Raw genomic sequence first — 26,215 nt, 5'->3', positions numbered from 1 at the left:
ATGGCCGGGACGGTCTGAGTTTAAGGCCGGGTGACCGCCGGTCGTTGCCCGGGAATTATTGGGCCTGCTGGCCGAACAGGATTTCCGCTGCCGGCGGCCTCAAAGGGCCGCAGCAATGTGTCGAACAGCCAGCGCTGGCATCGATGACGAGCAGCGCCTGTTTCATCACGCGAACTTATTCGACTTCCGCGACCAGGTCGATCTCGACACAAGCACCCATGGGAACCTGGGCCACGCCAAACGCGCTGCGCGCATGCTTGCCGGCGTCGCCGAAGACTTCGGCAAACAGTTCGCTCGCGCCATTGGTCACCAGGTGTTGCTCGGTGTAGTCGCCGGTCGAGTTGACGAGGCTCATGAGCTTGACGATGCGCTTGACTTTGCCCAGGCCGACGGCGGCTTCCAGCGTCCCCATCAGGTCGATGGCGACCGAACGCGCGGCGGCCTTGCCTTCTTCGGTCGTCATGTTCTTGCCGAGCTGGCCGACCAGGGGCTTGCCGTCTTTCTTGGCGATGTGGCCGCTCAGGAACACCAGATTGCCGGTCCGCACAAAGGGCAGGTAGGCCGCGACGGGGATCGCGACGGGGGGCAGGGTGATGTTCAGTGCTTTCAGCTTGTCGTAGGCGCTCATGGTGTTTCCCTTTGGTTGAAGGCGGTTCCCGCAGGCGGGGTGGTGCAGGGAATTGTAGGGCGGGCCCGCCAGCGGGCGGGCCTGTAGCGGCATGAAAGGAAGTGATGCAGCGGGGCTGGCTTATTCGGGCTTGATGCCGGCCTTGCGCACCACGGCGCCCCAGCGGTCCACCTCGCTGCGCATGAAGGCGCGCAACTCGTCGCGGCTCGAGCCCTTGAGGTCTATGCCCAGCGTGGTGAGCCGCTCACGCGTCGACGGGTGGGCCAGCGCCGCGACGGCTTCGTTGCGCAGCCGCTCGACGATCTCGATGGGCGTGGTGGCCGGCGCCACCAGGGCCCACCACTGGTTGAACTGCATGCCTTCCATGCCGGCTTCGCGCGCGGTGGGGACGTCGGGCAAGCCGGCCAGGCGCGTGTTGCCGGTCACCATCAGGGCTGAAATCCTGTTCGCGCCCAACAGCGAGCTGGCGCTCGCCAGCGTGGCGAAATGCGCGTCCACCTGGCCGGCCGCGACGTCGGTGAGCGCCGGCGCCGAGCCGCGGTAGGGAATGGCGTTGACCTTGATGCCGGTGGCGGTGGCGAACAACTCGCTCGACAGATGGCTGATGGAGCCGTTGCCGCTGTGGGCCAGGGCCAGCGGCACCTTGCTGTTGCGGTGGTTTTTGAGGAAGCCCTTGATGTCGCCGTTCTTGTACGCCGCGCCGGCGAACAGCATCAGCGGTGAGGTGCCGACCATGGAAACCGGCGTGAAGTCGCGCAGCAGGTCATAAGGCATCTTGTTGAACACGGCCGGCGCGATCGCATGCGGCAACTCGACGATGGCGAAGGTGTAGCCGTCGGGCGCAGCCTTGGCCGCGGCCTCGGTGCCTATGCGGCCCGAGGCGCCGGAGCGGTTGTCCACCACCACGCTCTGGCCCATGGTCTCGCCCATGCGCTGCGCGATGGCGCGCGCGATCGCGTCCGTGCTGCCGCCGGGCGCCCAGGGCACGATGAGGCGCAGGGGCTTGTCGGGGTAGGCGGCATGGGCGCTTGCGCTGATCAAGGCGGCGCCGGCCAGGAAGAGGGCGGTGAACAGTCGGGTCTTCATGGGGAAATCCTTTGCGGTCTGGGGGAGGGGTCGGGGGAGTCGGGGAATCGAGGAGGTCAAGGCAAGGCGTCGAAGGTGTCGCGGTCACCCTTGGCGGTCAGCAGCAGCAGCGCGTGCTCTGAAGGCGCGATTTCGCCGCGCGCACGCAACTGCGCCAGCGCGCCCAGGCAGGCGCCCGCGCACAGTTCCACCCACAGGCCTTGCGCGCCCAGCTGCCTGCTGCCTTCCACGGCGCCGGCGTCGTCCACCACCACCGCGCCGCCGCCCGAGCGCCGCACGGCCAGCGCCTGCTGCAAGGTGACGGTGCTGCCGGCGATGGAAAACTGCGCGGTCTGGCCGGCGAATTCGGACTGCGGTGATTCCCCGCCCAGCACGCGAGACAGGCGCGGGAAAGGCTCGACCGCCCAGAGGCGCGGCATGCGCGCGACCAGCCCGGCCTGCAGCAGGTCGCGAAACCCGCTGTAAAGCCCCCAGAGCAGGTCGCCGCGCGCCGTGGGCACCAGTACGTGGTCGGGGATGCAGCCATCGGCCACACATTCGAGCGCCACCGCGCGGTAGCCCTCGACGCCGAAGGCCGGGCTGCCGACGGCGGGCACGCTGTAGTTGGTCAGTGCGAAGGCGCCATCCTGCTCGACGCGGCGGCGCAGGTGTTCCCAGCGGCCGAAGCCGCGCTCGAAGGCCAGGCGTTTGGCGCCCAGGCGGTGCAGCGCGCGCGCATAGGGCTCCGGCATGTCGTGGTAGGTGGCGACTTCGCAGGCCAGGCCGGCGGCCGCGCAATAAGCCGCGGCCGACACCGCCGCGTTGCCGCTGGAGGCGAGAACCACGGTCTGCGCGCCCACGTCCAGCGCCCGGCTGACGGCCTGGGCCGACATGCGGTCCTTGTGCGAGCCCGTGGGGTTCATGCCCTCGTGTTTGGCCGACAGCTGCCGCAGGCCGAAAGCGCGCGCCAGGCGCGGCAGGTCCAGGCAGGGCGTGCCGCCTTCGCTCAGGGAAACGCCCTGGGTGTAGGGCAGCCAGGCGCCCCACTTATAACCCGTACTGGTGAATTTGAGGGTTTTGGGCAGTTCGGCATAGACCGCTTCCAGGCTCGCGGGCGTGCCCGTCGCTGCGCAGTGCGGGCAACCGGCCGGGAGGTCTCGCAAGGGGTATTCGCGGGCACAGTGGATGCAGCGCAGCCCGGACAGCTGCGGGTTGCGGACCACGGTGAGGGGCGCCGCGCCGGGTTGGGAAACAAGGGAATTCATGCGGCCAATGGTACGAAGGCCGGAGGTGGCCGTGCAGCGCCTGATGGCGATTTAGAATAAGTAAAACTTATAGGAGTCCACCATGGCCGAAGCAAGCGCACGCCAGATCGAAGTGTTCCGCATGGTCATGCGCCTGGGCACGGCCAACCGCGCGGCTGCGGCTTTGCACGTGAGCCAGCCGGCCGTCACGCAGCTGCTGCAGCAACTGGAGGCGCGCGCCGGCCTCAAGCTGTTTGACCGGCCCAAAGGCAAGCTCACGCCCACGCCCGAAGCCCATGCGCTGATGGAAGAGGTGGAACGGGTCTACGAAGGCCTGGAAGCCGTGCAGCGAAAAATCGTGGCGCTGCAGTCGCATGAAGACACGGTGCTGCGCATAGGTTCGCTACACGCCATGGCCGCCAGCGTCATGCCCTGGGCTTTGGCCGAGTTCCAGCGCTGCTACCCGCGCACGCGCTGCCTGCTGCTGGTCGACAGCTCCAAGGTGCTGCGCGAAGCCTTGTTCCAGGGGGCGGTGGACCTGGCCTTCCTCGGCGACGAGGCCGACACCAGCGGCCTGGTGTCTTCGCTGTTCTACCAGGCGCCCGCCGTCTGCATCATGCCGGCCGCCCATCCGCTGGCGCGCAAGCAGCTGCTGCATTTGCAGGACCTGCAGGAGGTGCCGCTGGTGGGCCTGTCGGCCTCCGACCCGGCGCAGCGGCGCCTGGAAGCGGCGCTCGCGCAGGCCGGGGTGCAGGCGCGCTTTGTGATTGAAACGCCTTACAGCGCTACGCAATGCGCGCTGGTGCTGGCCGGCGCCGGGCTGGCGGTGACGAATCCACTGGTGGCGCGCGAGTACCTGGCGCTGGGCCTGCGCAGCGTGCCGCTGGCGGCCGACGTGTCGTTTCGCGCCTTGCTGGCTTTCAAGCCGCTGCAGGCCCAGTCGGGCGCCGCGCAGGAATTTGTGGGCTTGTGCCGGCGCCGGCTGGTGGGCAGCCTGCCCGAAGGCTCGCTGTTGGGCGAAGCGCCGCTCAGTTCCCCGTCGTAAGGGACTGGACTTCGGTCTCTGGCAGCGGCTCCACCGTCACGGCCACGTCGAGAATGTGCTGCGCCCCGCCGCGTATCACGCCGCGCATGGGCGAGACGTCGAGGAAGTCGCGGCCGGTAGCCAGCGTGACGTAGTCTTCGCCCGGCGCGCGGTTGTTGGTGGGATCGAAATCCAGCCAGGTGCCCAGGCCCGGGCAGTAGACCGAGGCCCAGGCATGGGAGGCGTCGCTGCCAACCAGGCGCGGCTGGCCGGGCGGCGGGCTGGTCAGCAGGTAGCCGCTCACATAACGCGCCGGCAGGCCCATGGCGCGGCAGCAGGCCACCATGATGTGGGCGAAGTCCTGGCACACGCCCTTGCCTTGTTTGAGCGCCTCGAGCGCCGGCGTGTTGACCTCGGTGCTTTCGCTCTCATAGGCCATGGTGTGGTGGATGCGCTCCATCAGGTCGCGCGCGGCTTCGGGCAGCGGCCGGCCCGGCAGGAAGCTGGGGCGGGCGAACTCGACAAAAGCCTCATCGCGCGGCACATAGGGTGAGGCGAACAGGAATTCGGAGGCGCTGTCGTAGGCCGCGCCGGCGCGGTAGCGGAACTGCTCGCGCACCTGCTCCCAGGGCGGCGACACCGGCCCGCCGGAAGACAGCGAGCTTTCGGATTGCAAGGGGTTGGCCACCGAGGTAGAGACCACGCTGTCGGCCACCACGGTCAGGCTTTCATGCGCGGCCTGCAGCGAAAAATAGCTGCGCGTGTTGCCGTAGACGTCCACGGTCTCGCGCAACTGCACGGGCGCCGGGTCCACGTGCAGCGCGTAACTGAGCAGGCTCTGGCCGTTGCGGCTGGCGGGCTTGAGGTGCACCACGTGGTGGGCATTTTCCACCGCCGGCGCATAGCGGTAGCGGGTTTCGTGGACGACGTGCAGCAGCATGGAATGACTCGCTTGTCCCGGCGCTCAGGCGCCCAGGCTCTGGCTGCCGGAGGCCGCGTGGCTGAAGTAGCGGCGGCTCAGGGTGTCCGACAGATCCAGCGCGGCATCGCAGCATTGCCGCAGCAGCTCGACCAGGCGACCGTCATGACACTGGCCCTCGCCGTCGCCTTCGGTCTGCATGTCCGCGCACAGGTCGGCCAGGGCCCAGCTGCCGGGATCGGGCAGTTCCATCGCAAGCTCGGGCATGTCGCCCGGCGCGCTACCGGCCAGCTTGGCCAGGCGGCCGCGCAGGGTCTGCACCACCCAGCCCAGCGAGCGCGGGTTGTCGCGGTCCAGCACCAGCAAATCGAGCAGGGCCGGGATGTCTCGGCGCTGCTGGTATTGCGCGTGGAAGGTGATGGTGCTGTCGAACAGTGCCACCATGGCGTTGAAGCCGCCTTCCTCGAACACCGAGCCGGTTTCAAAACCGCGCACCAGCGCACCGGCCAGGGTGTTGAGCCGCTCGATGAGGCGTCCCATGCTAAGCAGGCGCCAGCCGTCGTCGCGCGTCATGCGGTCGGTCTGCGCGCCGGTCATGGCCGAGAGGAAACCGCTGGCCGATTCGAGCGCGCGCAGCGCCTCGACCGAGGAGTATTCGAGCAGGTACTGGCTGGTCTGCTGCTGGCTCTGTCCGCCCTGGCTTTGCGTCTGGCTTTGGCCCACGCTGCTGAAAATCGAGCAGCGCTGGAAAAAATCAGCCTCGGTGCGCACGATCATGTGCCACTGTTCCTGCGACAGGCGTTCGCGCACGGCCGAAGCCGCGCTCTTGAGCGCGCGCAGGTTGTAGCCCACGCTGGCGGCCTGCTCGGTGTCGGCCAGGTTGGCGATCAAGGCGCGTTCAAAGACCCGGCGCGCCTGTGTGGCCGGCGGCACGCTGTCCAGCACCAGCGCATTGCCGACGGCCATGCTGGTCAGCCAGGCTAGCAGCGGCTGTGAGGTCTGGTCTTCGCCGCCCAGGCATTGCAGCGTGATCTGCGCCAGGCGCGTGGAGTTCTCTGCGCGCTCGGTGTAGCGGCCCAGCCAGAAAAGATTTTCGGCCGCGCGGCTGGTGACCGGCGGGCGGTGGCGCAGCGGCGCAGCGGCCCAGGCCGGCGCGGGCTGCTCGGCGCGCGGGACGCCGGCGTGCCCGGCCCTGGCCGCGGAGGTATCGCCCAGCACCCACACATCGGCGCTGCTGCCGCCGTGCTGCATGGAGGACATGTTTTCGTTCTTGCCGGCCAGCCGCGCCAGCCCACCCGGCAGCACCTGCCAGGAACCCTTGCCGTCGGCCACCGCAAACACGCGCAGCATGGCCGAGCGCGGGGAAATCCGCTCGCCCTGCCAGGTGGGGGTCTGCGGCAGCGGCAGGTAGGCCTGCACCGTGTAGTCTTCGCCGCGGCGCACGATGCGGCCGGCCCATTCGTCGAGCGCGCGGCGCGACAGCGTATGGCCTATCACCGACTCCATGCCCGAGCCGGGGTAGGTCGGCTTGATCACGCAGTTCTTGAGCTGGCCCAGCACGTCCTGCATGACGGCCTGCTCACCGCACCACCAGGTGGCCAGCGAGGGCAGCGCCAGCGTTTCGCCGAGCAGGTGTTCCGACAGCGCGGGCAGGAAACCGAGCAGCGCGCTGGATTCGAGGAAAGCCGAGCCCGGCGTGTTGACCACCAGCACATTGCCCGCGCGTATCACCTGCAGCAGGCCGGGCACGCCCAGCGTGGAGTCCGAGCGCAGCTCCAGTGGATCCAGGAATTCGTCGTCCAGGCGCTTGAGCAGTCCATGCACCGGCTCCAGCCCGCGCAGGGTCTTGAGGTAAAGCCTGTCGTCGCGCACCAGCAGGTCGCTGCCTTCCACCAGCGTCAGGCCCAGGAAGCGGGCGAGGTAGGCATGCTCGAAATAGGTTTCGTTGTAAGGCCCCGGGGTCAGCAGCACCACGCGGCTTTCCTCGTTGCCGTCGCCCGGGCTCATGGCCTTGAGTCCGTCGACCAGCGCCTTGTACGAGGCGCCCAGGCGCTCGACCTGCATTTCGCGGAAAGCTTCGGGGAACAAGAGCGAGATGGTGAGGCGGTTTTCGAGCAGGTAGCCCAGGCCGGAAGGCGCCTGCGTGCGCTGCGAGACCACCGACCAGCGGCCGTCGGGGCCGTGGGCGATGTCGAAGGCTGCTATGTGAAGGTAGGTGCCGCCGGCCGGCTGCACGCCCTGCATGCCGCGCAGGTAACCCGGGTGGGCATGCACCAGCGCGCTGGGCAAAAGGCCCTTGGAAAGCAGCTCCTGCGGGCCGTAGATGTCGGCCATGACACGGTCCAGCAGGCGGGCGCGCTGCTGGATGCCGGCCTCGATCTCCGCCCAGTCGCCGGCCGAAACCATCATGGGAAAGAGGTCCAGCGCCCAGGGCCGCTGCGGGCCGTTGGCGTCGGCATAGACGTTGTAGGTCACGCCGTTGTCGCGGATCTGGCGGCGCAGGTTGGCGGTGCGGTGGTTCAGGTCGTAAAAACCGTCGGTGCCCAGGAAGTTGAAAAAACGCGCCCAGTCGGGCGACAGGCTGTCGTCGGGGGCGGCGGCTTCGGGTTGGGATGCGGCGGCTTCAGGGGCGCTGCCGGCCGCGCGCAAGGCGGGCTGGGCGGGCGCGGCCGCTTCCACGGGCGCGGGGCCTTCGGAGGCACGGCCCCGCAACTCGTCGAAATGGCCGGCTGCCGCATGCGGCGCCAGCGCGGCGGCCAGGGCGCAGGGGGATTCGAGCGCCTGGGCGGCAAAAAGGGACTGGGTGTTATTTTCCACGTGCTGCAAGTATGCCTGCGGCCCAGGAGCGCAAAGACTCAATGAGGGGCTGGTTTCCGGCCAAAGCGGCTATTTATGCCGCTTGCGCATGCAATTGTTGCAGCCATAAGACAGGCTGATGGGCCTGTCTTATGAGTCCTCAGCGCAAGTCCAGCGTGAACGGGAATTCCCGGCTGGCCTGCGCCGGCGCCACGCGCATCTTGCCTGGCGTGTGGCCCATGCGGAAAAAGCGCGTGAGGCGGCGGCTTTCGGCCTCGTACGAATTGACCGGCAAGGTGTCGTAGCTGCGCCCGCCCGGGTGCGCCACGTGGTACTGGCAGCCGCCCAGCGAACGTTCCATCCAGGTGTCGACAATGTCGAAGGTCAGCGGCGCATGCACGCCTATCGACGGGTGCAGGGCCGAAGGCGGGTTCCAGGCCTTGTAGCGCACGCCGGCCACGTATTCACCGACGCGGCCCGTGCTTTGCAGCGGCAGCGCGCGGCCGTTGACGGTGACCACGTAGCGGTTGTCGTTAAGGCCGGTGACGTGCACCTCGATGCGTTCCAGCGAGGAATCGACGTAGCGCACGGTGCCGCCGGCCGAACCTTCCTCGCCCATCACATGCCAGGGCTCCAGCGCGCTGCGCAGCGTCAGTTCAATGCTGTTGGACTTGACCTGGCCGATCAGCGGGAAGCGGAACTCGAAATGCGGCTCGAACCAGGCCATGTCGAAGGCGTATCCAGCTTCGCGCAGTTCGGTCAGCACGTCTTCAAAGTCCATGCGGATGAAGCCGGGCAGCAGGAAGCGGTCGTGCAGTTCGGTGCCCCAGCGCGTGACGCGGCCGTGGTAAGGCTTGTTCCAGAAGCGCGCCACCAGCGCGCGCAGCAGCAACTGCTGGGCGATGCTCATGCGCGCATGCGGCGGCATCTCGAAGGCGCGCAGCTCCAGCAAGCCCAGGCGCCCGGTGGCGGAGTCGGGCGAATACATCTTGTCGATGCAGAACTCACTGCGATGGGTGTTGCCGGTGACGTCGACCAGGATGTTGCGCAAAGTGCGGTCCACCAGCCAGGGCGGCATGTCGGCGCCGTATTTCTTGCGGTTGTTTTCGATTTCGCGCAAGGCGATTTCGAGTTCGTACAGCTGGTCGTTGCGGGCCTCGTCCACACGCGGCGCCTGGCTGGTCGGGCCTATGAACATGCCCGAGAACAGGTAGCTCAGCGAGGGGTGGTTGTGCCAGTAGGCGATCAGGCTGCCCAGCACCTCGGGCTTGCGCAGGAAGGGGCTGTCGGCCGGCGTGGCGCCGCCCAGTACGAAGTGGTTGCCGCCGCCGGTGCCGGTGTGCCGGCCGTCGGTCATGAACTTTTCGGCCGACAGGCGCGTCTCGTGCGCGATCTTGTAGAGGAACTCGGTATGTTCCACCAATTCACCCCAGTTATAGGCCGGGTGGATGTTCACTTCAATCACGCCCGGATCCGGTGTGACCTGCAGCATCTTCAGTCGCGGGTCGCGCGGCGGCGGGTAGCCTTCGAGCACGATGCTCACGCCCAGCGACTGCGCCGTGGCTTCCACGGCGGCCAGCAGGTCCAGGTAGTCTTCGAGGCGCTCCATGGGCGGCATGAAGACGTAGATCGCGCCGGTTTCGCCGCGGCCCGACTTGTTGGCCTTGCTGTCGGGATTGGCCTTGGGCTTGTCCTTGGGACCGTTGGCGCGTTGGGGGTCGCGTACTTCGACGCACAACGCGGTGCGCGTGAGCCAGGCGGCCGATTCAAAAGGCTTGGGCGCGCGGTCGTCCTGGGGCGCGGCCGTCTCGGGTGAAGCGCCGGCTGGTTTGCCGTCGGCGCCTTGGGCGCCGTTCGTGCCGTTGTTGCCCAGCGGGCGGAACTGCAGGATGCGGCTGGCCTGCGTCAGTGCCGTATTGCCGGCCATGTAGCGCGCCATGTACTGCGCCAGCGAGCTGGCGCTTCCACCCGTGGAAGGCGCCACCGGCGTGGCGCCGCGGGCCGCGCTGAAGCTGCCGTTGTAGCGCGCGGCCAGCGCCGAAGCGGCCGGCAGCTCTTGCCGTGGCGCGAACGGGTCGGCCTCGATCATGTAGGGGTAGTCGGTCTTGGACACCCAGGGCACGGAATCCAGCGGCAGGCGGTAGCCCATGGGCGAGTCGCCCGGCATCAGGTACATGCGTTCTTCGCGGAAGAACCAGGGGCCGGTGGTCCATTTCGGGCCGGCCAGCGAAGGCGAAGCGCCGGCGTTTCTCTGCTTGAGCTGCTCCTTGGTCTGCAGCGGCAGCACATAACCCACGACCGAATCCAGGCCCTGCATGAAGACGCGGCGCAGGCGCTCGCGCTCCATGGCGTCGTCCAGCTTCGAATCAAAGGGGTCGACATTGACCGGCAGCCGGCGCTCGCGCCAGAGGTAGTACCAGGTGTCCTCATAGCCCGGCGTGATGTAGGTGGTGGCCAGGCCCAGCTTGCCGGCCAGGGTCTGCACAAAACGCTGCGCGTCGGCACTGCTGTAGTTGCAGGGCTGGCGCTCGTCGGCGAACAGCGCCGGGTTTTGCCAGATCGGCTGGCCGTCCTTGCGCCAGAAGATGCTGAGCGCCCAGCGCGGCAGCTGCTCGCCGGGGTACCACTTGCCCTGGCCGAAATGCAGGAAACCGCCTTCGCCGTATTCGGCGCGCAGCTTCTGCACGAGTTCGGTCGCGTAGCCGCGCTTGGTCGGGCCCAGGGCGTCGATGTTCCACTCGGCCGCGTCGCGGTCTGTGGTGGCCACAAAGGTCGGCTCGCCGCCCATGGTCAGGCGCACGTCGCCGGCTGCCAGGTCCTGGTCGACCTTTTCGCCGAGCGCCAGCACCTCCTGCCATTGTTCCTCGGTATAGGGCTTGGTCACGCGCGGCGATTCGTAGATGCGCTGCACCGCCATGTGGTGCTCGAATTCGACTTCGGATTTGTCGACGCCGCCTTCGACCGGCGCGGCGCTCGATGGCTCGGGTGTGCAGGCCAGCGGGATGTGGCCTTCGCCCGCCATCAGGCCGGAGGTCGGGTCCAGGCCCACCCAGCCGGCGCCGGGCAGAAAGACTTCGCACCAGGCGTGCAGGTCGGTGAAGTCGGCTTCGGCGCCGCTGGGGCCGTCGATGGATTTGACGTCGGCCTTGAGCTGGATCAGGTAGCCCGAGACAAAACGCGCGGCCAGGCCCATGTGGCGCAGCAGTTGGACCAGCAGCCAGCCGGTGTCGCGGCAGGAGCCGCAGGCCAGGCGCAGGGTTTCTTCGGGCGTCTGCACGCCGGGCTCCATGCGGATCGAGTACTTGATGTCCGACTGCAAGCCCTGGTTCAGGCCCACCAGGAAGTCGATGGTGCGCTTGGGCGTGCGGTCGATTTTTTCGAGGTAGCGCTTGAGCAGCGGCGTCGCCGGCTGGGTGGCCAGGTAGGGGGCGAGTTCGCGGGCCTGCAGCGCGTTGTAGGTGAAGGGGAACTCCTCGGCGGCCGGTTCCAGGAAGAAATCAAAGGGGTTGAACACCGCCATCTCGACGACCAGGTCCACCGTGACCTTGAACTCGCGTGTCGGCTCGGGAAACACCAGGCGGGCCTGGTAGTTGGCAAACGGGTCTTGCTGCCAGTTGATGAAATGCCCGGCGGGCTCGACCTTGAGGGAATAAGACAGCACCTGCGTGCGGCTGTGCGGCGCTGGCCGCAGGCGGACCACCTGGGGGCCGAGTTTCACCAGCCGGTCGTATTTGTAGTGGGTGATGTGGCTCAGGGCAACGTGGATGGACAAGGCAACCTCGCTTAAAAAAATAACAGGGCGTGGCACACCGCCGGAAAAATAAACCCATCACAGGCCGCCACATCATGCAGCCTGGACATTAGGACGCGTAGACAGCTTACCCGGATTTGACGGTATTTCTGAAAGCAAGAGCTGCGCCATATGCGGAGTTTGCATGGCCTGCTGTCGGCTCTTTGCCTGGGCCTCCCGTTAAACAGGTTCTAAAAAAAGCAAAAAAAGAAGGGGAGGCAGCTTTGAAGCCAGCTGTATTCACGGTGCCACGGCCATACGCTGCGAGCCCGGGGCCTGTTTTGGCCGGTTTCATCTCTGGCGTGGCCCTGCAGTTGCAGCAGCCCACGCTGTGGTCGCAGACAGGCTATACCTTGTGCACCCTGCTGGCGGTCGCCGTGGCCGGGATTTTCTGGCGTTTCGGCCGGCGCGCGATAAAACCCCTGTGGGGCAGGGTGATGCTCGCGTTTGCGCTGGCGGCGCTGCTGGGATGGGGCTCGGCCGGCTGGCGGGCCTGCGCTTTCCAGTCCACGGCCCTGGAACCGGCCCTGGAAGGCCGCGACATCGAGGTCACCGGCAGCGTGCTGGCCATGCCGCAGCCCGGCGAGGATGGCTTGCGCTTTCGCCTCGGCATCGAGTCCGCCCGCCTGGACGGCCGCAAACTCACCCTGCCGCCACAAATCCTGCTGGGCTGGTATTCGGGCTTTGCCGGGCGCGAGCCTCGCCCCCTGGCCCAGGACTCGGACCCTTTCGAAGTGGCGCTGGCCCTGCAGCGCCAGCCGCAGGCCTTGCGGGCCGGCGAACGCTGGCGCATGACGGTGCGGCTCAAGGCACCGCACGGCAACAGCAACCCGCACGGCTTCGACTACGAGCTGTGGCTGTGGGAGCAGGGCATACAGGCCACCGGCTATGTGCGCGCCGGCACGCATGACGCGCCACCCGAAAAACTTTCCAGCAGCTGGCGGCACCCTGTGGAGCAAGCCCGGCAGGCGGTGCGCGAGCGGATTTTTGAACGTGTGGAGAACCGCCAGTGGGCCGGCATCATCGCCGCGCTGGTGGTCGGCGACCAGAATGCCATTGAGCGCGCTGACTGGGACGTCTTTCGCGCCACCGGTGTCGCGCATTTGATGAGTATTTCCGGCCTGCACATCACCATGTTCGCCTGGGCCGCCTCGCTGCTGGTGGGCGGTTTGTGGCGGCGCACCGCGCGCCTCACACCCAGCCTGTGCCTGGCACTGCCGGCCGCCGGCGCCGGCGCGCTGGGCGGGCTGTTGCTGGCGGCGCTTTATGCGCTGTTTTCAGGCTGGGGCGTGCCCGCGCAGCGAACCATCTGGATGCTGGCCACCGTGATCCTGCTGCGCCAGGGTGGCCGGCAATGGCCCTGGACGCAGACCTGGCTGCTGGCCATGGCCGTGGTGGTGGCCCTGGACCCCTGGGCGCTGATGCAGGCCGGCTTCTGGCTCTCTTTTGTGGCGGTCGGCGTGCTGTTTGCCACGGATGCGGGCGCCGGCCATGCGGGGGACGAAAGGATGAACCCTTCGGGCGCGCCGCAGACGGGATGGCGGCGGTTCGGCCCGCGCTGGCTGGCCGGCCTGGCCCGCGCCCTGCGCGAACAATGGGTGGTGACGCTCGCGCTCACGCCTTTGTCGCTGCTGCTGTTCAACCAGGTCTCGCTGGTAGGCCTGCTGGCCAATGCCGTGGCCATTCCGGCCGTGACCTTGCTGATCACGCCGCTGGCCCTGCTGGGCGTGCTGTGGGCGCCGGCCTGGGCTGCCACGGCGGGCTGCGTCAGCGTGCTGGCGCTGTTCCTGCAGTGGCTGGCGGCCTGGCCCATGGCCTCGATCAGTGTGGCCGCGGCGCCGCTGTGGTGCGCCACCGCGGGTGTGGCGGGGGGCGGTTTGCTGGCTACGCGCCTGCCCTGGCATTGGCGCGTGCTCGGCATCCCGCTGCTGCTGCCCGTGCTGCTGTGGCAGCCGGTGCGGGTCGTGCCCGGGCAGTTTGAGCTGCTGGCGGCCGACATAGGGCAGGGCAATGCGGTGCTGGTGCGCACCGCCAGGCACAGCCTGCTTTATGACGCCGGCCCGCGCTTTTCGCGCGAAAGCGATGCCGGCCACCGCGTGCTGGTGCCGCTGCTGCGCGCGCTCGGCGAACGGCTGGACATGCTCATGATCAGCCACCGCGACATCGACCACATAGGCGGGGCGGCTGCCGTGCTGGCGATGCAGCCGGGAGCCCGGTTCCTCAGTTCGATTGAAGACACCCACCCGTTGCAGGCCCTGCGCAAGGCTGAACGCTGTGTGGCCGGCCAGCAATGGGAATGGGATGGCGTGCGGTTCGAGGTATTGCACCCGGCCGCCGAGGCCTACGGCGCGGCCGCCAAGCCCAACGCCATGAGCTGTGTTCTGCGTATCTCCAACGGTAGCCGCACGGCCTTGCTGGTGGGCGATATCGAGGCGCCCCAGGAAGCCGCGCTCGTCGCCAGCGTCCCGGCCAGCCTCAAAGCCGATTTCCTGCTGGTGCCCCACCACGGGAGCAAGACCTCGTCGACTGTGGCCTTCCTCGATGCCGTGCAGCCGCAATGGGCCATGGCGCAGGCCGGCTACCGCAACCGCTTCGGCCACCCGGCCGAGGCCGTGGCGGCGCGCTACGAGGCGCGCAGCATACACCTTGTGAAGTCCGCCCCCTGCGGCGCGGCGCTGTGGGACAGCCAGCATCCGGATGCCCTGCGCTGCCAGCGGGAGGAGGGCAAACGCTACTGGCATCATGTGCCTGGGCGTTAAAAATTGGTTGGGGCCTGCGCCGCCTTGGCGCATAACTTGCTAAGCTACGTCAAAACAATGCCCTGAGCAAAAACTTGCTGGAGATCAAGCCAATGAGCCGACCGATGTTTGATGAAATGAATGCCACGGAATCCAGCGTCCGTGAACACTACCAGGGTTACCAGCGCTGGCTGGCCAAGCAGCCGGCCGACGTGATGCAGGCGCGCCGCGCCGAAGCCGAGATGATTTTCCGCCGCGTCGGCATCACTTTTGCCGTCTACGGCGCTAAAGATGAAGACGGCGCCGGCACCGAGCGCCTGATCCCCTTCGACCTGATCCCCCGCATCATTCCGGCGCACGAGTGGGCCAGCATGGAAAAAGGCCTGGTCCAGCGCGTCACGGCGCTCAACCGCTTCATCCACGACGTCTACCACGGCCAGGAAATCATCAAGGCCGGCGTCATCCCGTCCGAGCAGATCTTCCAGAACGCGCAGTTCCGTCCCGAGATGATGGGTGTCGACGTTCCCGGCAACATCTATTCGCACATCAGCGGCATCGACATCGTGCGCGCGCCCAATGCCCAGGGCGAGGGCGAGTACTACGTTCTCGAGGACAACCTGCGCGTGCCCAGCGGCGTGAGCTACATGCTCGAAGACCGCAAGATGATGATGCGGCTCTTCCCCGAGCTTTTCAGCCAGAACCGTGTCGCGCCCGTTGCCCATTACCCCGACCTGCTGCTCGAAACCCTGCGCGGCATGGCGCCGCCGGCCACGGCCGAGCCCACGGTGGTGGTGCTCACGCCCGGCATGTACAACTCGGCTTATTTCGAGCACGCCTTCCTCGCGCAGCAGATGGGCGTGGAACTGGTCGAGGGCCAGGACCTCTTCGTCAAGGACAACTTCGTCTACATGCGCACCACGCGCGGCCCCAAACGCGTCGACGTGATCTACCGCCGCGTCGACGACGACTTCCTCGACCCGCTGGCCTTCCGCCCCAACTCCACCCTGGGTTGCGCGGGCCTGCTCAACGTTTACCGCAGCGGCAATGTCTCGCTGTGCAATGCCATAGGCACGGGTGTGGCCGACGACAAGTCGATCTACCCTTACGTGCCCAAGATGATCGAGTTCTACCTCGGCGAAAAACCCATCCTCAAGAACGTGCCCACCTATATGTGCCGCAACAACGAGGATTTGCAGTACACGCTGGCCAACCTCAAGGACCTGGTCGTCAAGGAAGTGCACGGCGCCGGCGGCTACGGCATGCTGGTCGGCCCGGCCGCCACCAAGGCCGAGATCGAGGAATTCCGCGCCGCCTTGCTGGCCAACCCATCCGGCTACATCGCCCAGCCCACGCTCAGCCTTTCGACCTGCCCGACCTATGTCGAAAGCGGCATCGCGCCGCGCCACATCGACCTGCGGCCTTTTGTGCTGAGCGGCAAGGACGTGCAGATGGTGCCCGGCGGCCTCACGCGCGTGGCGCTGAAAGACGGCTCGCTGGTGGTCAATTCGTCGCAGGGCGGCGGTACCAAGGACACCTGGATTCTTGAGGGGCCGTCATCGCCCGTGGCGTTCCAATCGCAGTCGCAGACCCAAGGAGGGAAATAATCATGTTGTCTCGTACTGCCGATCACCTCTTCTGGATGTCGCGTTACACCGAGCGTGCGGAGAATACAGCCCGGATGCTCGACGTCAACTACCAGACCTCCTTGCTGCCGCAGTCCGCCGCCGTCGTGCAGGGCGGCTGGCAAAGCCTGCTGAGCATCAGCGAGCTCAAGCCTTCTTATGCCGCCAAGTACGGCGACAGCATCAACCCGCGCGAAGTCATGGACTTCATGGTGCGCGACGAACAGAACTCTTCGAGCATCGTCTCCTGCCTGCAGAACGCCCGTGAAAACGCCCGCGCCGTGCGTGGTACCTTGACCACCGAAGTCTGGGAAACCCAGAACCAGACCTACCTTGAAGTCATCCGCATGCTGCGCAACGGCGACTTCGAGCGCGACCCCGGCCAGTTTTTTGAATGGGTCAAGTTCCGCTCCCACCTGTCGCGCGGTGTCACGGCCGGCACCATGCTGCAGGACGAGGCCTTTCACTTCCTGCGCCTGGGCACCTTCCTGGAACGCGCCGACAACACGGCCCGCCTGGTCGACGTGAAGTTCCACGCGGTGCAGAACGACTTCCTGGGCACCGACGGCGAGAAGGACCAGGAATACGACTTCTACCACTGGAGCGCGATTTTGCGCAGCGTCTCCGGCTTTGAGGTCTACCGCAAGGTCTACCGCGACGTCATCAAGCCCGAGCGCGTGGCCGAGCTGCTGATTTTGCGGCCCGACATGCCGCGTTCGCTGCTGGCTTGCCTCAACGAGCTCATGAGCAACCTCGCCATGGTGACCAGCGACACGGCAAGCGAAACCCAGCGCCGCGCCGGCAAGCTGCGCGCCGACCTGCAGTACGCCCGCATCGACGAAATCCTGGCCACAGGTCTGCACGCTTTCCTGACCCAATTTTTGGACCGCGTCAACGAGATAGGCGCGCACATCAGCCGCGAATTTCTTGTGCCGGCCACACATTGAGCCCCCACGTTCGCTCGCTGCGCGTAGCTCTCGAGGCCTTGCAGGCCGCGGCTCGCGAGACGCTTCGCCCCTGTCGCCCGTCCAAGCCTGCGCAGGCAGGCTTGGAGCCGCGGGCTCCAGCCCCTAGTGGGCGCTACGCCTGCGGCCCGGCAAAGCCGGTTCCGCGGCCCCTGCTAGCCAAGACCTCTCTCTCGGCGAGGCTGCAGCGCGGCCGTAGTGCGTCCGATTCAGCGTTTGCGCGAGCATGAAACTTCACGTCCGGCACATCACCGACTACCGGTACACCGAGCCGCTGCGCTACGCGCTGCAAACCCTGTGGCTCACGCCGCAGTCCGGCCCGGCCCAGACGGTGGACTACTGGAGCCTGGGCGCGCCCGAAAAGCTGTTCACCCAGCGCGACGCCTTCGGCAACACCATCAGCTCCTACACCTTTGTCGGCAAGGACGCCGACAACGTGCGCTGGAGCCTGGTCAATGCGGCCGGTGACGTCGAAACCCTGGGTGTGGCTGAGTTCAATGATGCGGAGACCTTGCCGCACCCTTATTTCTTTCTGCGCGCCACCCATCTGGCCGAACCGCATTGGGAACTCGCCGAATTCGGCCGGCGCTTTATTCCACAAAGCCTGGACGGCAGGGCCGACCTGCAGGCCTTGCTGGCCCTGAGCAAAGGCGTGGCCGACGCGGTGAGCTACCGCAAGAACAGCACCAGCGTGACCACCACCGCGCTTGAAGCCTTCAAGTCGGGGGCGGGCGTCTGCCAGGACCAGGCCCACGTGATGGTCGCCATCTGCCGCAGCCTGGGCTACCCTGCACGTTATGTCAGCGGTTATTTCTACGCCGCCAACGAACCCGACCTGGCCAGCCACGCCTGGTGCGACGTCTGCCTCGACGTCGCCACCCGCCGCTGGGTGAGCATAGACGTGACCCACAGCTGCCAGATCGACCAGCGCCACGTGCGCCTGGCCATGGGCACCGACTACAACGCCTGCCCGCCCATCAAGGGTGTGCGCCAGGGCGGCGGCGAAGAGTCCATGACAGTGGAGATCACGATTCAACCGGTTGTGGGAAACTAACAGCTTCCCGATTCCACCAACCATCTAGAGCTTGAGGTCGCCTTCCTGCCTCGCGATGCGCGTAAAACTCCATGAAGACAGACAAAACGGTTTGCCCGGTCTGCAGTGCCGATTGCACGCTGCTTGATCCCGTTGATTTCAACACCTCATGCCACCCCAATAAGCTGGGGCTTTCCGGCGTGCCTGTGACCTACGCAATTTGCCAGAACTGTGCTTTTTGTTTCGCGCCGGAGATCTGCACCTGGAGCCTGCAGGAGTTCGAGGAAAAAATCTACAACGATCATTACGTTGCTGTCGACCCCGGTTACATAGAAACCCGGCCAAAAGCCAACGCAACCATGCTTCGCGCCGGATTCGGCAATCTGCATCCCGCCCTCAGGCATCTCGACTATGGCGGCGGCAATGGCACGCTGTCCAGGCTGTTGCGCGAAATCGATTGGCCATCCACTTCATATGACCCCTTTGTGGACAGAGACCTCAGGGTTGAGACGCTGGGCAAGTTCGACCTTATTACCGCCTTTGAGGTGTTTGAGCATGTTCCGGACGTCTGGGCGTTGATGGCCAACCTCAAGAAGCTGATGTCACCGGATAGCGTGCTCCTGTTCTCGACCTTGACGTCTGACGGGCATATCCAGGCCGGCCAGCCACTCAGCTGGTGGTATGCCGCGCCACGCAATGGGCACATCAGCCTTTTTTCATCGCGCAGCCTGGCGCTCCTGGCGCAGAGCCATGGGCTTCACTTTGGCAGTTTTTCGGAAGGATTCCATGCCTTCTATCAAGATATACCGTCTTGGGCCGCCCAGCCTCTCACCGAGCTTCTGTGATGTGGTGTGATGCAATCACGCTCCTCTTTGGAGAGCTGATGCGCGCGTCGCCATTCGGTTGACGTCCGGGTCAAGCCTGGCCCGTCCCCTGGAGCCGACCATGCAAGATGCGCTTCGTCAATTCCCATCCGTTGTGCTTGCCTTGCAACAATGCAGTACGCTTTCGCCATGACCGACATCAAGCCCGCAATCTTCCCCGACGACCTTGCGCATGTCGTCGCCATCCTTCGTGAGTATGTCGCCAGTCCCAGCGTGAGCCTGGCCTTCCAGAATTACGAGGCGGAATTCGCTGCCTTGCCCGGAAAGTACGCGGCACCTGAAGGCCGTCTGCTTCTCGCGTGGAAAGGATCGGCTGTCGTCGGGTGTGCCGCGCTTCGCCGCGTTGACGCTAGCACCTGTGAAATGAAGCGCGTCTACGTGCGGCCGGATGCGAGAGGCGAAAACCTTGGCCGGCGGCTCATCGAACGCATCCTCGATGAAGCGCGGGCCGCGGGCTACTCCCGCATCTGCCTCGATGTCCTGCCTGAGTTCGCTGCAGCACAGCGCATCTACGAATCCCTGGGTTTTCAAGCTTCGGCGCCCGTCACCTTCAATCCCGTTCCCGGCACCAAATACCTGGCCCTCGAACTCTCCCCGTCACGGCTTGCGGATGCTGCCTGAGCCTTTCGTCGAATGGTGCCGGGTGTGGTCCAGCATTTGGATAGACACTGACGTGCAACACAATGCGGCTTTTCGCCATATGCAAATTCCAAACAGTGCCAGCCTTTGACCGCAATGCGTTACCCCGAATCAAAACCCCCATGGACCGGCAGCTGCCTTTGCGGGAAGGTGCATTACAAGCTGACCGCGCATCCGCTGACGTTCTACGCGTGTCATTGCACAGACTGCCAGCGGCGCTCCGGCAGCAGCATGCGGCTGGCCATGTGGGTTGACCGTTCGGCGCTGGAGGTCACGCAGGGAAGCCCGCAGCTCCTGACATTTGATATGGGAAATGGGCGCCAACGCAGGGCGAGGGTGTGCGTTGATTGCGATACCCGGTTGTGGGCGGAACCGGCCGACAAGCCAACCATGGCGGCGCTGCTGCCTGGAACATTGCATAACGCGCGGGAGTTTGAGCCTGTTGCGCACCTCTGGACAAAAAGCGCGCTTTCCTGGATGGTGATTCCACCGGGCGTAGCCGCGTACGAAACCCACCCTGATCGCCCGGGGGAACTCGCCAGGCTGTGGCAGGAGGCGATGCAACAGCGGGGCTCCGGCGATGAAAACTAAGCACTGGTCGAGTCTGCAATTGCGGCAGGTTGAATTTCATCGTTGCGCCTGATTGGACTTTTATGCAGCTAGGACCCTGGATGCCCATCGCCCTCGCCGAAGCCGGGATCCGTACATTTCCCGTGGGGCAGAGCAATCCCAGGGTCACCGAATACCACGCGCTGACCAATATCCGCGGTTATGACGACAAGGCTTCCTGGTGTTCGTCGTTCGTCAACTGGTCGCTGGCCCAGGCTGGTATTCCCGGCACCGGGTCGGCGCTGGCGCGCTCATGGCTGGAGTGGGGTGAACCGCTGGCCGCACCCGTGCCCGGCTGCATCGCCGTGCTGTCGCGTGAAGACCCCGGCGGCTGGAAAGGCCATGTCGGTTTCTTTCTTCGCGCGGATGCGGAGTATGTGTATTTGTGGGGCGGCAACCAGCTCGACGAGGTGCGTGAGCATTTTTATCCTTTAGCGGCGGTGCTGGGCTATCGCTGGCCTTCGCAAAAAAAGACGGCTTGAGCTCTTCGCCCGGGCTGTCATGACTGCGGCCTGCGCCGGACCCAGGTCCGGATGGCCCTATACGGGAAACCACCAGTCCCCAATGGCAGCTGATTGACAGCTACGCGCACTAAGGTTGGGGAACACCACTGATAACAAGGATCCCCCATGAAACGCCGCCACCTCCTGCAAGCCACTTCGGTCGCCATCGCTCTGCCCTCGCTGGCCTGGGCCCAGGACAAATACCCCAGCAAGCCCATCACGCTGATCTGTCCCTACTCGGCCGGCGGCAATGCCGACCAGCGCTCGCGCCAGATCGGCCGCTTTCTCTCCACGGCGCTGAACCAGCCGGTGCTCGTGGACAACAAGCCAGGCGCAGGCGGCAACATCGGTACCGAGGCCGTTGCCCATGCGAAACCGGACGGCTACGTCATCGGCATGGGCAACTTCGCCCCTCTGGCGGTCAATCCCACCATGTTCAAGAAAATGAACTTTGACCCGGCCAAAGAGCTGGTGCCGGTCTGCCTGATCGAAAAGGGTCCGCTGGTGCTGATGGTGCCCGCCAGTTCCCAGTTCAAGAGCGTGAAAGACATCATCGCCGCCGCCAAGGCCAACCCCGGCAAGCTGTCGTTTGCCTCCGGCGGCCTGGGCGGCTCGCACCATCTGTCGGGCGAGATGTTCAAGTCGCTGGCCGGCCTGTCCATCACCCACATTCCCTACAAGGGCGGAGCGCCCGCCACGACGGACCTGATGGGCGGACAGGTGGACATGATGTTCGAGCAGATGTATTCGGCCGCTCCCTCGATCCGCGCCGGCAAGCTGCGCGCGCTGGCCATCACCAGCAAGACGCGTTCGCCGCTGTTTCCCGATGTGCCCACCATGGTCGAGGCCGGCGTGCCGGGCTTCGAGGTACAGAACTGGCAAGGCCTGGTGGCACCGGCCGGCACACCCGCGGCCCTCATCAAGTTGCTCAATGAAACCGTCAACAAGGCGCTGGCCGACCCGACCATCAAAGAACAGATGCTGGGCCAGGGCAACGAACTCGGCGGCGGTACACCCGAGCAGTTCGCCGCCCTGATCAAATCGGAAGCGGATCGCTGGGGAAAACTGGTCAAGAGCGCAAACATCAGGCCCGAGTAGCGCGGCCTGTTTAACGAAGGTGAACTTGCCTCAACCGTCCATCCAGGTCGAACCAGGGTGAGGTAAAAATTCCTTAGTTCAATTGATCGACGTTGGGCCAAAAGACGGGTCGGATTTCCCGTGTCCGCGCGTCGTAGTAAGACAGATGCGGTGCCGGCGGTGCGTCGCGTCCGTCCGCAATCCAATAAGCGCTTCTTCGAACCGGCTGTGAGCTAAAAAGCGTTTGATTAACGAAAATGGCATTTTTGTCTTTTGATACGCTGACGCCGTTGGGGCTTTTTAGATTGCCGATGTAACCGCTTGGAAGTCGTGTATTTAAAATTTCGTCGGTGACAAGAAGGGTTTTTTTATCGACAAGACGTACGCGCTCCCCGTTGGTGATCCAGTGTGTGCCTTGCCAATCTTCCATCAACCATCGGAATGTCGTGTTGTGGGAAAGAGGGTTGAGGCCTTTGAAATCAACAACATTCTGAGGGTTGACCTGGACACACTGGATCATGTGTTGCAGTCCAAGCGCGGGTGGAAAGTTAAATCCATATCCGCAGAATGCAAACGTCTTCCCATCTGGTGCATAAAAAGGCCCTGTAGTCTCAAGACCCCACGATATATGTGTGGCAAAACGATCAAACTTCGGCGTTTCTGATTGCGCCTTGAAGTCGTATTCGTAGACATCGCGTAGCCCACCGGTTTTTCCGCTGGCCAAGGTGACCTTGGCGACAGTTCGCCAATACAAGATAGCCTGATCGTCGGGTCGCCAGGCGGGCCTGGTTGCGCTGTAGACGGCTGCAATCTGTTGTCCCTGACTCAAGTCGGTCGTGGATTCGCTCATGGCGGGCTGGCCGTTGTAGAAGGCGCAGTCCAGCTTTTCCAATGGATGTGGGACCGATGGTACGGTGCCCGAAGCCCTTGGCGGCGCGGGCTGCGATTTGACGGGGCAGTCGGCAAGCACATAAGCCAGCTTTTTGCCATTCCAGGACACGCTGGGCCAGATGTAGCTTTTGCCGGGGTCCTGTCCTGCAATGAGGCTCCAATGGCCGGTGGTCGGCGTGCCGTCTTCCAGGGGCTGCGCTTGCCCATCCGGCTCCCAACGCACCAGGCGGCAGTACAGCGGGTTGTGGTAGCTGCAAAGATTGACTATGACCCAGCTGTCATCGGGTGCGAAGCGGGCATAGATGGGAAACCAGCGTACGGCTGGTTGGGTCTGCGGCGCGGGCGCCGTCTGCGCCATCGCTGCCGCAGTCATCAGCAGTCCAAGCGCCCATGTTGTCAGTTGCTTCATGTCTGCCTTTCAGGCTTCAAAGGGAAACAGCCGCCAATCCCGCGACAGAATTTAAATGGCAATTACGGTGTGCTTGATTTGACCCGCGCCGCCACTTCCCGCCCCAGCTCAATCACAGCCATCGCGTAGTAGCTGCTCCAGTTGTAGCGCGTGATGGCGTAGAAGTTTTCGGTGCCGGCCACGTATTGCGGGGCGTCCTGGCCGTTGAGCAGTTCGATCAGCGCGAGCGGGCCGGGGTGTTGCAGAGCAGGGCCTTCGAGCACCGCGCCTTTGGCGCTGAAGCTGGCGACGCTGAAGGTCGGCAGGATGTCAGGCGCCATCAGCGCGTCCATGTCGAGGCGGCTTTTGTCGAAGCTGACCGGGTAATGCGTGGGCATGCCCGGCTGCCAGTTGAAGGCCTTGAAGTAGCTTGCGACGGAGCCGATCACGTCGGCGGGGCTGTTCCAGAGGTCGATGTTGTCGTCGCCGTCGAAATCGACGGCGTACTTGACCCAGCTCGAGGGCATGAACTGCGGCATGCCCATGGCGCCGGCAAAGCTGCCGCGCGCGTCAAAGGGGCTGGCTTCGCGCCGGCTCTGCAGTGTCAGGAACTGTTCGATCTCGCCCTTGAAGAACTCGCTGCGCTCCCTGGCGCGCGGATGATTGGCGGGGAAGTCGAAAGCCAGCGTGGTGAGTGCGTCCATCACGCGGAAGCTGCCTGTGTCACGGCCGTAAATGGTTTCCACGCCGATGATGCCGACGATGATCTCGGCGGGCACGCCGTATTCCTTTTCGGCGCGCTCCAGGGTCTGCTGGTTTTCCAGCCAGAAGCGGCGGCCGGCTTCAATGCGCACCGGGTCTATGAAACGGCTGCGGTAAACGCGCCAGTTCTTGACGAAAGCCTTGGTGGGCGGCTGCATCAGGCGCACGACGGTGGCGTTGTAGCGCGACTGGCCGATGGCGTCGCGCACCCAGTCGGGGTCCAGGTCGCGGCGCGCGGCCATGTCGTCGGCGAACTGCATGGCCTCGGGCCGCGTCGAATACAAGGGCCCCTGGGTTTGCGCGGCGTTGCCCGAGACTTTTTTCCGGGCGGGCTGGGTGTCTCCGGCCCAGGCGGAGCAGGCCAGGGCCGCCGTCAGCAAAAGGGCAAGTCCGGAGCGGTGAAGGGGCATGGCGCGGCGATCAGGTAGAGGGGTAAAGCAAGCCCGATTTTAAGCAGGCCAGCTCAGCCGGCTGAACTCTTCCCTGAGCGCATGCAGCTGCGGCGCCGTTTTGCCCGCGGCGTAACGTTGCTGCTCCAGGCGCAGCAGCCAGTCGGCCAGGGCCTGGGCGGTGCTGCCCGGCTGCTGGCCGTAGCGGGCCAGCACCTCCTGTGCGAGCTGGCGCGGCGAGCTGGCCGGCGTGCTCGGAATGCCGGCCTTGTCCAGCCGCTTGCGCGCGCGGGCCAGCAGGCGCACCCAGGGGTCGTGCTGGGCGCGGTCCCACAAGGTCCAACCGGCGCCCAGCAGCGCGGCTGCCACGATGATGGCGATCAGGACATAGCTCAAGTCTTCCCAGCTGGGCGACTCAAAGCCCAGGTTTTTCAGCAGGTCGAGCTGCCGGCCCTCGGTGTAGTTGAGCACCCACTGGTTCCAGTTGTTGTTGGCCGCTTCCCAGAACAGGCGTAACTGGGTCGTGAACGTCGGGCTGAAGGAACCCAGGGCCCGCGCGACCGCGCCTTGCGGCACCACCAGCCGCTCGAACTCACCGATCCGCGCGGGCGCGACCACCGAGGTCGGGTCCACGCGCATCCAGCCGCGGCCCGACTGCCAGACCTCGGCCCAGGCGTGGGCACTGCTTTGGCGCACCACCCAGAAACCGTCGACGCTGTTGAGCTCCCCGCCCTGGTAGCCGGTGACGATGCGTGCCGGGACGTCCATGGCGCGCATCAGGATGACGAAGGCCGAGGCGATGTGTTCGCAAAAGCCCTGCTTGCGGTCGAACCAGAATTCGTCGGCCGTGTGCTGGCCGTAAACACCGGGCTCCAGCGTGTAGGTGTAGCCGCCCGTGCGCAGGCGTTCCAGCACCACCTCCACCAGCCGGGCGGTGTCCGCGCCTCGCAGGCGCGGGTCGCCGCGTATTTCGCGGGCCAGCGCCAGGGTGCGGGGATTGAATCCGGATGGCAGGTCCCTGAACTCCTGCAGGCCCGGCACGGATTGCAGCGGGCCGTGCTGGAAGGCGGGGTAGCTCTGGGCCTTGTAGCGTATGAGGTCGGTGAAGGGACGGTTGGCCAGCCATTGAAGGTCGGGCTGCATGGCGCTTTGGTAGCCGGCCGGCAGCGCGGGGCTTTGCACCGCCGCTTCCATCACGAACAGCCAGGGGCGGTTGGTGGGCTCCAGCGTGACTTCGTAGTTGAGCGGTTCGCCCGAGACCGCCAGGTCGGCCGTCACGCCGTAGCGCACCGCCGTGTTCAGGCGCGCGGGCCGCCACTCGATGCCGTCGAAACTGGACAGCACCGGGCCGCGAAAATACATGTCCTGCTTGCGCGGCGGCGCGCCCTCGAACTTGATGCGCAGGGCCACGCTTTCATCGAGCGCCAGTTTTGCGATGGTGCCCACCTGCATGCTGGAGCTCAGGCCGCTGCGCCCCGTCATGGCGTCGCCGGGCACGCCCCACAAGGGCGCCAGCCGCGGGAACAGCATGAACAGCACCAGCATGATGGGCGTGCCCAGCAGTGCCATCCAGCCGGCGGTTTTTGCGGCTTGGGCCAGCGGCGGCCTGCCGACCGGCATGTGTGCGTTGACCAGCATGGTCAGCAGGCCCAGCAGGCCCACCAGCATGCTGAAGGCCGTCAGCAGGGACTGCGAGTAGAAGAAATTGCTCAGCATGCAAAAGAAGCCGAGGAAAAACACCACAAAGGCATCGCGCCGCGCGCGCAGTTCCAGTGTCTTGAGCGTCAACAGCACCACCAGCATGGTCACGCCCGCGTCGCGGCCCAGCAGCGAGCGATGCGTGATCCATGTCGCGATGATGGTGAGAGCCAGCAGCATCAGCAGCCAGTACTTGCCCGGCAGCGGCCGCGCCAGCACGGCCAGCCGGCCGCGCCAGAGCAGCACGGCGGCTGCCAGGGCGCTGCACCAGAGGGGTAGTTCGTTGACCTGCGGTAGCAGGATCCAGGCTATGACGGCCAGGAGGAACAGGGTGTCGCGGGCGTCGCGAGGGAGGGATTTTAGGCGGCTCAGCATGGGAGTTCTGTTTTCTCTGCTGAGGGCTGCTGGCCGGGGGTAGCCCGGCGGCTACTCACTTTTCTTTTGCTTCGCCAAAAGAAAAGTAAGCAAAAGAAAAGGCGACCCTGGTTGCTGCGTCCCTGCGCTTCGCTACGGGCAACCTGCGGTGCTCGGTCCAGACGGGGTCTCGCTAA

Annotated in this window: 19 protein-coding genes; 10 read left to right on the top strand and 9 right to left on the bottom strand. The window is 65.5% G+C overall.

What is annotated here, in order from left to right:
• Nucleotides 1-175: 175 nt before the first annotated feature.
• From AC1D1F_RS20310 to AC1D1F_RS20300, 3 genes are all read right to left on the bottom strand, one after another.
• Complete coding sequence (locus AC1D1F_RS20310) at nucleotides 176-628, bottom strand: RidA family protein (RefSeq protein ID WP_477677974.1); 453 nt, start codon at nucleotides 626-628, stop codon at nucleotides 176-178.
• A 120-nt stretch (nucleotides 629-748) separates the two neighbouring features.
• Complete coding sequence (locus tag AC1D1F_RS20305) at nucleotides 749-1,714, bottom strand: tripartite tricarboxylate transporter substrate binding protein (protein ID WP_477677973.1); 966 nt, start codon at nucleotides 1,712-1,714, stop codon at nucleotides 749-751.
• Nucleotides 1,715-1,770: 56 nt separating this feature from the next.
• Complete coding sequence (locus AC1D1F_RS20300; RefSeq protein WP_477675530.1) at nucleotides 1,771-2,958, bottom strand: pyridoxal-phosphate dependent enzyme; 1,188 nt, start codon at nucleotides 2,956-2,958, stop codon at nucleotides 1,771-1,773.
• Between the two features lie 82 nt (nucleotides 2,959-3,040).
• Here AC1D1F_RS20300 and AC1D1F_RS20295 point away from each other — a divergent pair, with 82 nt between their 5' ends.
• On the top strand, nucleotides 3,041-3,982 hold the full coding sequence (locus tag AC1D1F_RS20295; protein ID WP_477675529.1) for a LysR substrate-binding domain-containing protein: 942 nt from the start codon (nucleotides 3,041-3,043) through the stop codon (nucleotides 3,980-3,982).
• Here AC1D1F_RS20295 and AC1D1F_RS20290 read toward each other — a convergent pair.
• The 3 genes from AC1D1F_RS20290 to AC1D1F_RS20280 form a co-directional block, all read right to left on the bottom strand.
• Nucleotides 3,966-4,901 carry a transglutaminase family protein gene (locus AC1D1F_RS20290; RefSeq protein WP_477675528.1) on the bottom strand — a complete coding sequence of 312 codons (936 nt, stop codon included), beginning with the start codon at nucleotides 4,899-4,901 and terminating at the stop codon, nucleotides 3,966-3,968. The two genes, AC1D1F_RS20295 and AC1D1F_RS20290, sit on opposite strands and share 17 nt — an antisense overlap.
• Before the next feature lie 24 nt (nucleotides 4,902-4,925).
• Entirely contained in the window at nucleotides 4,926-7,697 is a 2,772-nt protein-coding gene (locus AC1D1F_RS20285) for a circularly permuted type 2 ATP-grasp protein (protein ID WP_477696682.1), read from the bottom strand.
• Between the two features lie 139 nt (nucleotides 7,698-7,836).
• Nucleotides 7,837-11,448 (bottom strand): transglutaminase family protein, encoded by a 3,612-nt coding sequence (locus AC1D1F_RS20280; protein ID WP_477696681.1) that lies wholly within the window; start codon nucleotides 11,446-11,448, stop codon nucleotides 7,837-7,839.
• A gap of 299 nt (nucleotides 11,449-11,747) precedes the next feature.
• On the opposite strand from AC1D1F_RS20280, the gene AC1D1F_RS20275 reads away from it, so the two are divergent.
• The 9 genes from AC1D1F_RS20275 (at nucleotide 11,748) to AC1D1F_RS20235 (ending at nucleotide 21,557) form a co-directional block, all read left to right on the top strand.
• On the top strand, nucleotides 11,748-14,225 hold the full coding sequence (locus tag AC1D1F_RS20275; RefSeq protein ID WP_477675525.1) for a DNA internalization-related competence protein ComEC/Rec2: 2,478 nt from the start codon (nucleotides 11,748-11,750) through the stop codon (nucleotides 14,223-14,225).
• A 92-nt stretch (nucleotides 14,226-14,317) separates the two neighbouring features.
• A complete protein-coding gene (locus AC1D1F_RS20270; RefSeq protein ID WP_477700814.1) occupies nucleotides 14,318-15,808 on the top strand; it encodes a circularly permuted type 2 ATP-grasp protein in 1,491 nt (496 codons plus the stop codon).
• Between the two features lie 2 nt (nucleotides 15,809-15,810).
• Nucleotides 15,811-16,773, top strand: a complete 963-nt coding sequence (locus tag AC1D1F_RS20265; protein WP_436155163.1) for an alpha-E domain-containing protein — start codon at nucleotides 15,811-15,813, stop codon at nucleotides 16,771-16,773.
• Between the two features lie 244 nt (nucleotides 16,774-17,017).
• On the top strand, nucleotides 17,018-17,845 hold the full coding sequence (locus AC1D1F_RS20260) for a transglutaminase family protein (protein ID WP_477675523.1): 828 nt from the start codon (nucleotides 17,018-17,020) through the stop codon (nucleotides 17,843-17,845).
• A gap of 71 nt (nucleotides 17,846-17,916) precedes the next feature.
• Nucleotides 17,917-18,669, top strand: coding sequence for a class I SAM-dependent methyltransferase (locus tag AC1D1F_RS20255; RefSeq protein WP_477675522.1), 753 nt, complete (start codon nucleotides 17,917-17,919; stop codon nucleotides 18,667-18,669).
• Between the two features lie 168 nt (nucleotides 18,670-18,837).
• Nucleotides 18,838-19,329, top strand: coding sequence for a GNAT family N-acetyltransferase (locus AC1D1F_RS20250; RefSeq protein WP_477675521.1), 492 nt, complete (start codon nucleotides 18,838-18,840; stop codon nucleotides 19,327-19,329).
• Nucleotides 19,330-19,443: 114 nt separating this feature from the next.
• Nucleotides 19,444-19,938, top strand: a complete 495-nt coding sequence (locus AC1D1F_RS20245; RefSeq protein WP_477696679.1) for a GFA family protein — start codon at nucleotides 19,444-19,446, stop codon at nucleotides 19,936-19,938.
• 80 nt (nucleotides 19,939-20,018) lie between these two features.
• Entirely contained in the window at nucleotides 20,019-20,438 is a 420-nt protein-coding gene (locus tag AC1D1F_RS20240) for a TIGR02594 family protein (protein WP_477675519.1), read from the top strand.
• 147 nt (nucleotides 20,439-20,585) lie between these two features.
• The gene (locus AC1D1F_RS20235; RefSeq protein ID WP_477675518.1) at nucleotides 20,586-21,557 is read left to right on the top strand and encodes a Bug family tripartite tricarboxylate transporter substrate binding protein; all 972 of its coding nucleotides are present in this window, start codon (nucleotides 20,586-20,588) and stop codon (nucleotides 21,555-21,557) included.
• 73 nt (nucleotides 21,558-21,630) lie between these two features.
• Here AC1D1F_RS20235 and AC1D1F_RS20230 read toward each other — a convergent pair whose 3' ends face one another.
• The 3 genes from AC1D1F_RS20230 to AC1D1F_RS20220 all read right to left on the bottom strand — a co-directional run bounded on the left by AC1D1F_RS20230 (nucleotide 21,631) and on the right by AC1D1F_RS20220 (nucleotide 26,039).
• Nucleotides 21,631-22,836 (bottom strand): hypothetical protein, encoded by a 1,206-nt coding sequence (locus tag AC1D1F_RS20230; RefSeq protein WP_477675517.1) that lies wholly within the window; start codon nucleotides 22,834-22,836, stop codon nucleotides 21,631-21,633.
• A 62-nt stretch (nucleotides 22,837-22,898) separates the two neighbouring features.
• Nucleotides 22,899-23,987, bottom strand: coding sequence for a lytic murein transglycosylase B (gene mltB, locus AC1D1F_RS20225; protein WP_477675516.1), 1,089 nt, complete (start codon nucleotides 23,985-23,987; stop codon nucleotides 22,899-22,901).
• A 39-nt stretch (nucleotides 23,988-24,026) separates the two neighbouring features.
• Nucleotides 24,027-26,039: a transglutaminase TgpA family protein gene (locus AC1D1F_RS20220; RefSeq protein ID WP_477696678.1), complete on the bottom strand. Its 2,013-nt coding sequence runs from the start codon at nucleotides 26,037-26,039 to the stop codon at nucleotides 24,027-24,029.
• Between the last annotated feature and the right edge of the window lie 176 nt (nucleotides 26,040-26,215).

This window comes from Polaromonas sp. P1_H6 (assembly GCF_056405195.1).
Note: the sequence above shows the minus strand (reverse complement) of the source record. Positions and strands in the feature narration are given on the sequence as shown.

Coding starts and splice junctions, on each gene's coding strand:
- AC1D1F_RS20265 (WP_436155163.1), top strand. CDS start 15,811: ATGTTGTCTCGTACTGCCGATCACCTCTTCTGGATGTCGCGTTACACC.
- AC1D1F_RS20295 (WP_477675529.1), top strand. CDS start 3,041: ATGGCCGAAGCAAGCGCACGCCAGATCGAAGTGTTCCGCATGGTCATG.
- AC1D1F_RS20220 (WP_477696678.1), bottom strand. CDS start 26,039: ATGCTGAGCCGCCTAAAATCCCTCCCTCGCGACGCCCGCGACACCCTG.
- AC1D1F_RS20255 (WP_477675522.1), top strand. CDS start 17,917: ATGAAGACAGACAAAACGGTTTGCCCGGTCTGCAGTGCCGATTGCACG.
- AC1D1F_RS20300 (WP_477675530.1), bottom strand. CDS start 2,958: ATGAATTCCCTTGTTTCCCAACCCGGCGCGGCGCCCCTCACCGTGGTC.
- mltB (WP_477675516.1), bottom strand. CDS start 23,987: ATGCCCCTTCACCGCTCCGGACTTGCCCTTTTGCTGACGGCGGCCCTG.
- AC1D1F_RS20270 (WP_477700814.1), top strand. CDS start 14,318: ATGAGCCGACCGATGTTTGATGAAATGAATGCCACGGAATCCAGCGTC.
- AC1D1F_RS20290 (WP_477675528.1), bottom strand. CDS start 4,901: ATGCTGCTGCACGTCGTCCACGAAACCCGCTACCGCTATGCGCCGGCG.
- AC1D1F_RS20310 (WP_477677974.1), bottom strand. CDS start 628: ATGAGCGCCTACGACAAGCTGAAAGCACTGAACATCACCCTGCCCCCC.
- AC1D1F_RS20235 (WP_477675518.1), top strand. CDS start 20,586: ATGAAACGCCGCCACCTCCTGCAAGCCACTTCGGTCGCCATCGCTCTG.
- AC1D1F_RS20230 (WP_477675517.1), bottom strand. CDS start 22,836: ATGAAGCAACTGACAACATGGGCGCTTGGACTGCTGATGACTGCGGCA.
- AC1D1F_RS20305 (WP_477677973.1), bottom strand. CDS start 1,714: ATGAAGACCCGACTGTTCACCGCCCTCTTCCTGGCCGGCGCCGCCTTG.
- AC1D1F_RS20260 (WP_477675523.1), top strand. CDS start 17,018: ATGAAACTTCACGTCCGGCACATCACCGACTACCGGTACACCGAGCCG.
- AC1D1F_RS20240 (WP_477675519.1), top strand. CDS start 20,019: ATGCCCATCGCCCTCGCCGAAGCCGGGATCCGTACATTTCCCGTGGGG.
- AC1D1F_RS20245 (WP_477696679.1), top strand. CDS start 19,444: ATGCGTTACCCCGAATCAAAACCCCCATGGACCGGCAGCTGCCTTTGC.
- AC1D1F_RS20250 (WP_477675521.1), top strand. CDS start 18,838: ATGACCGACATCAAGCCCGCAATCTTCCCCGACGACCTTGCGCATGTC.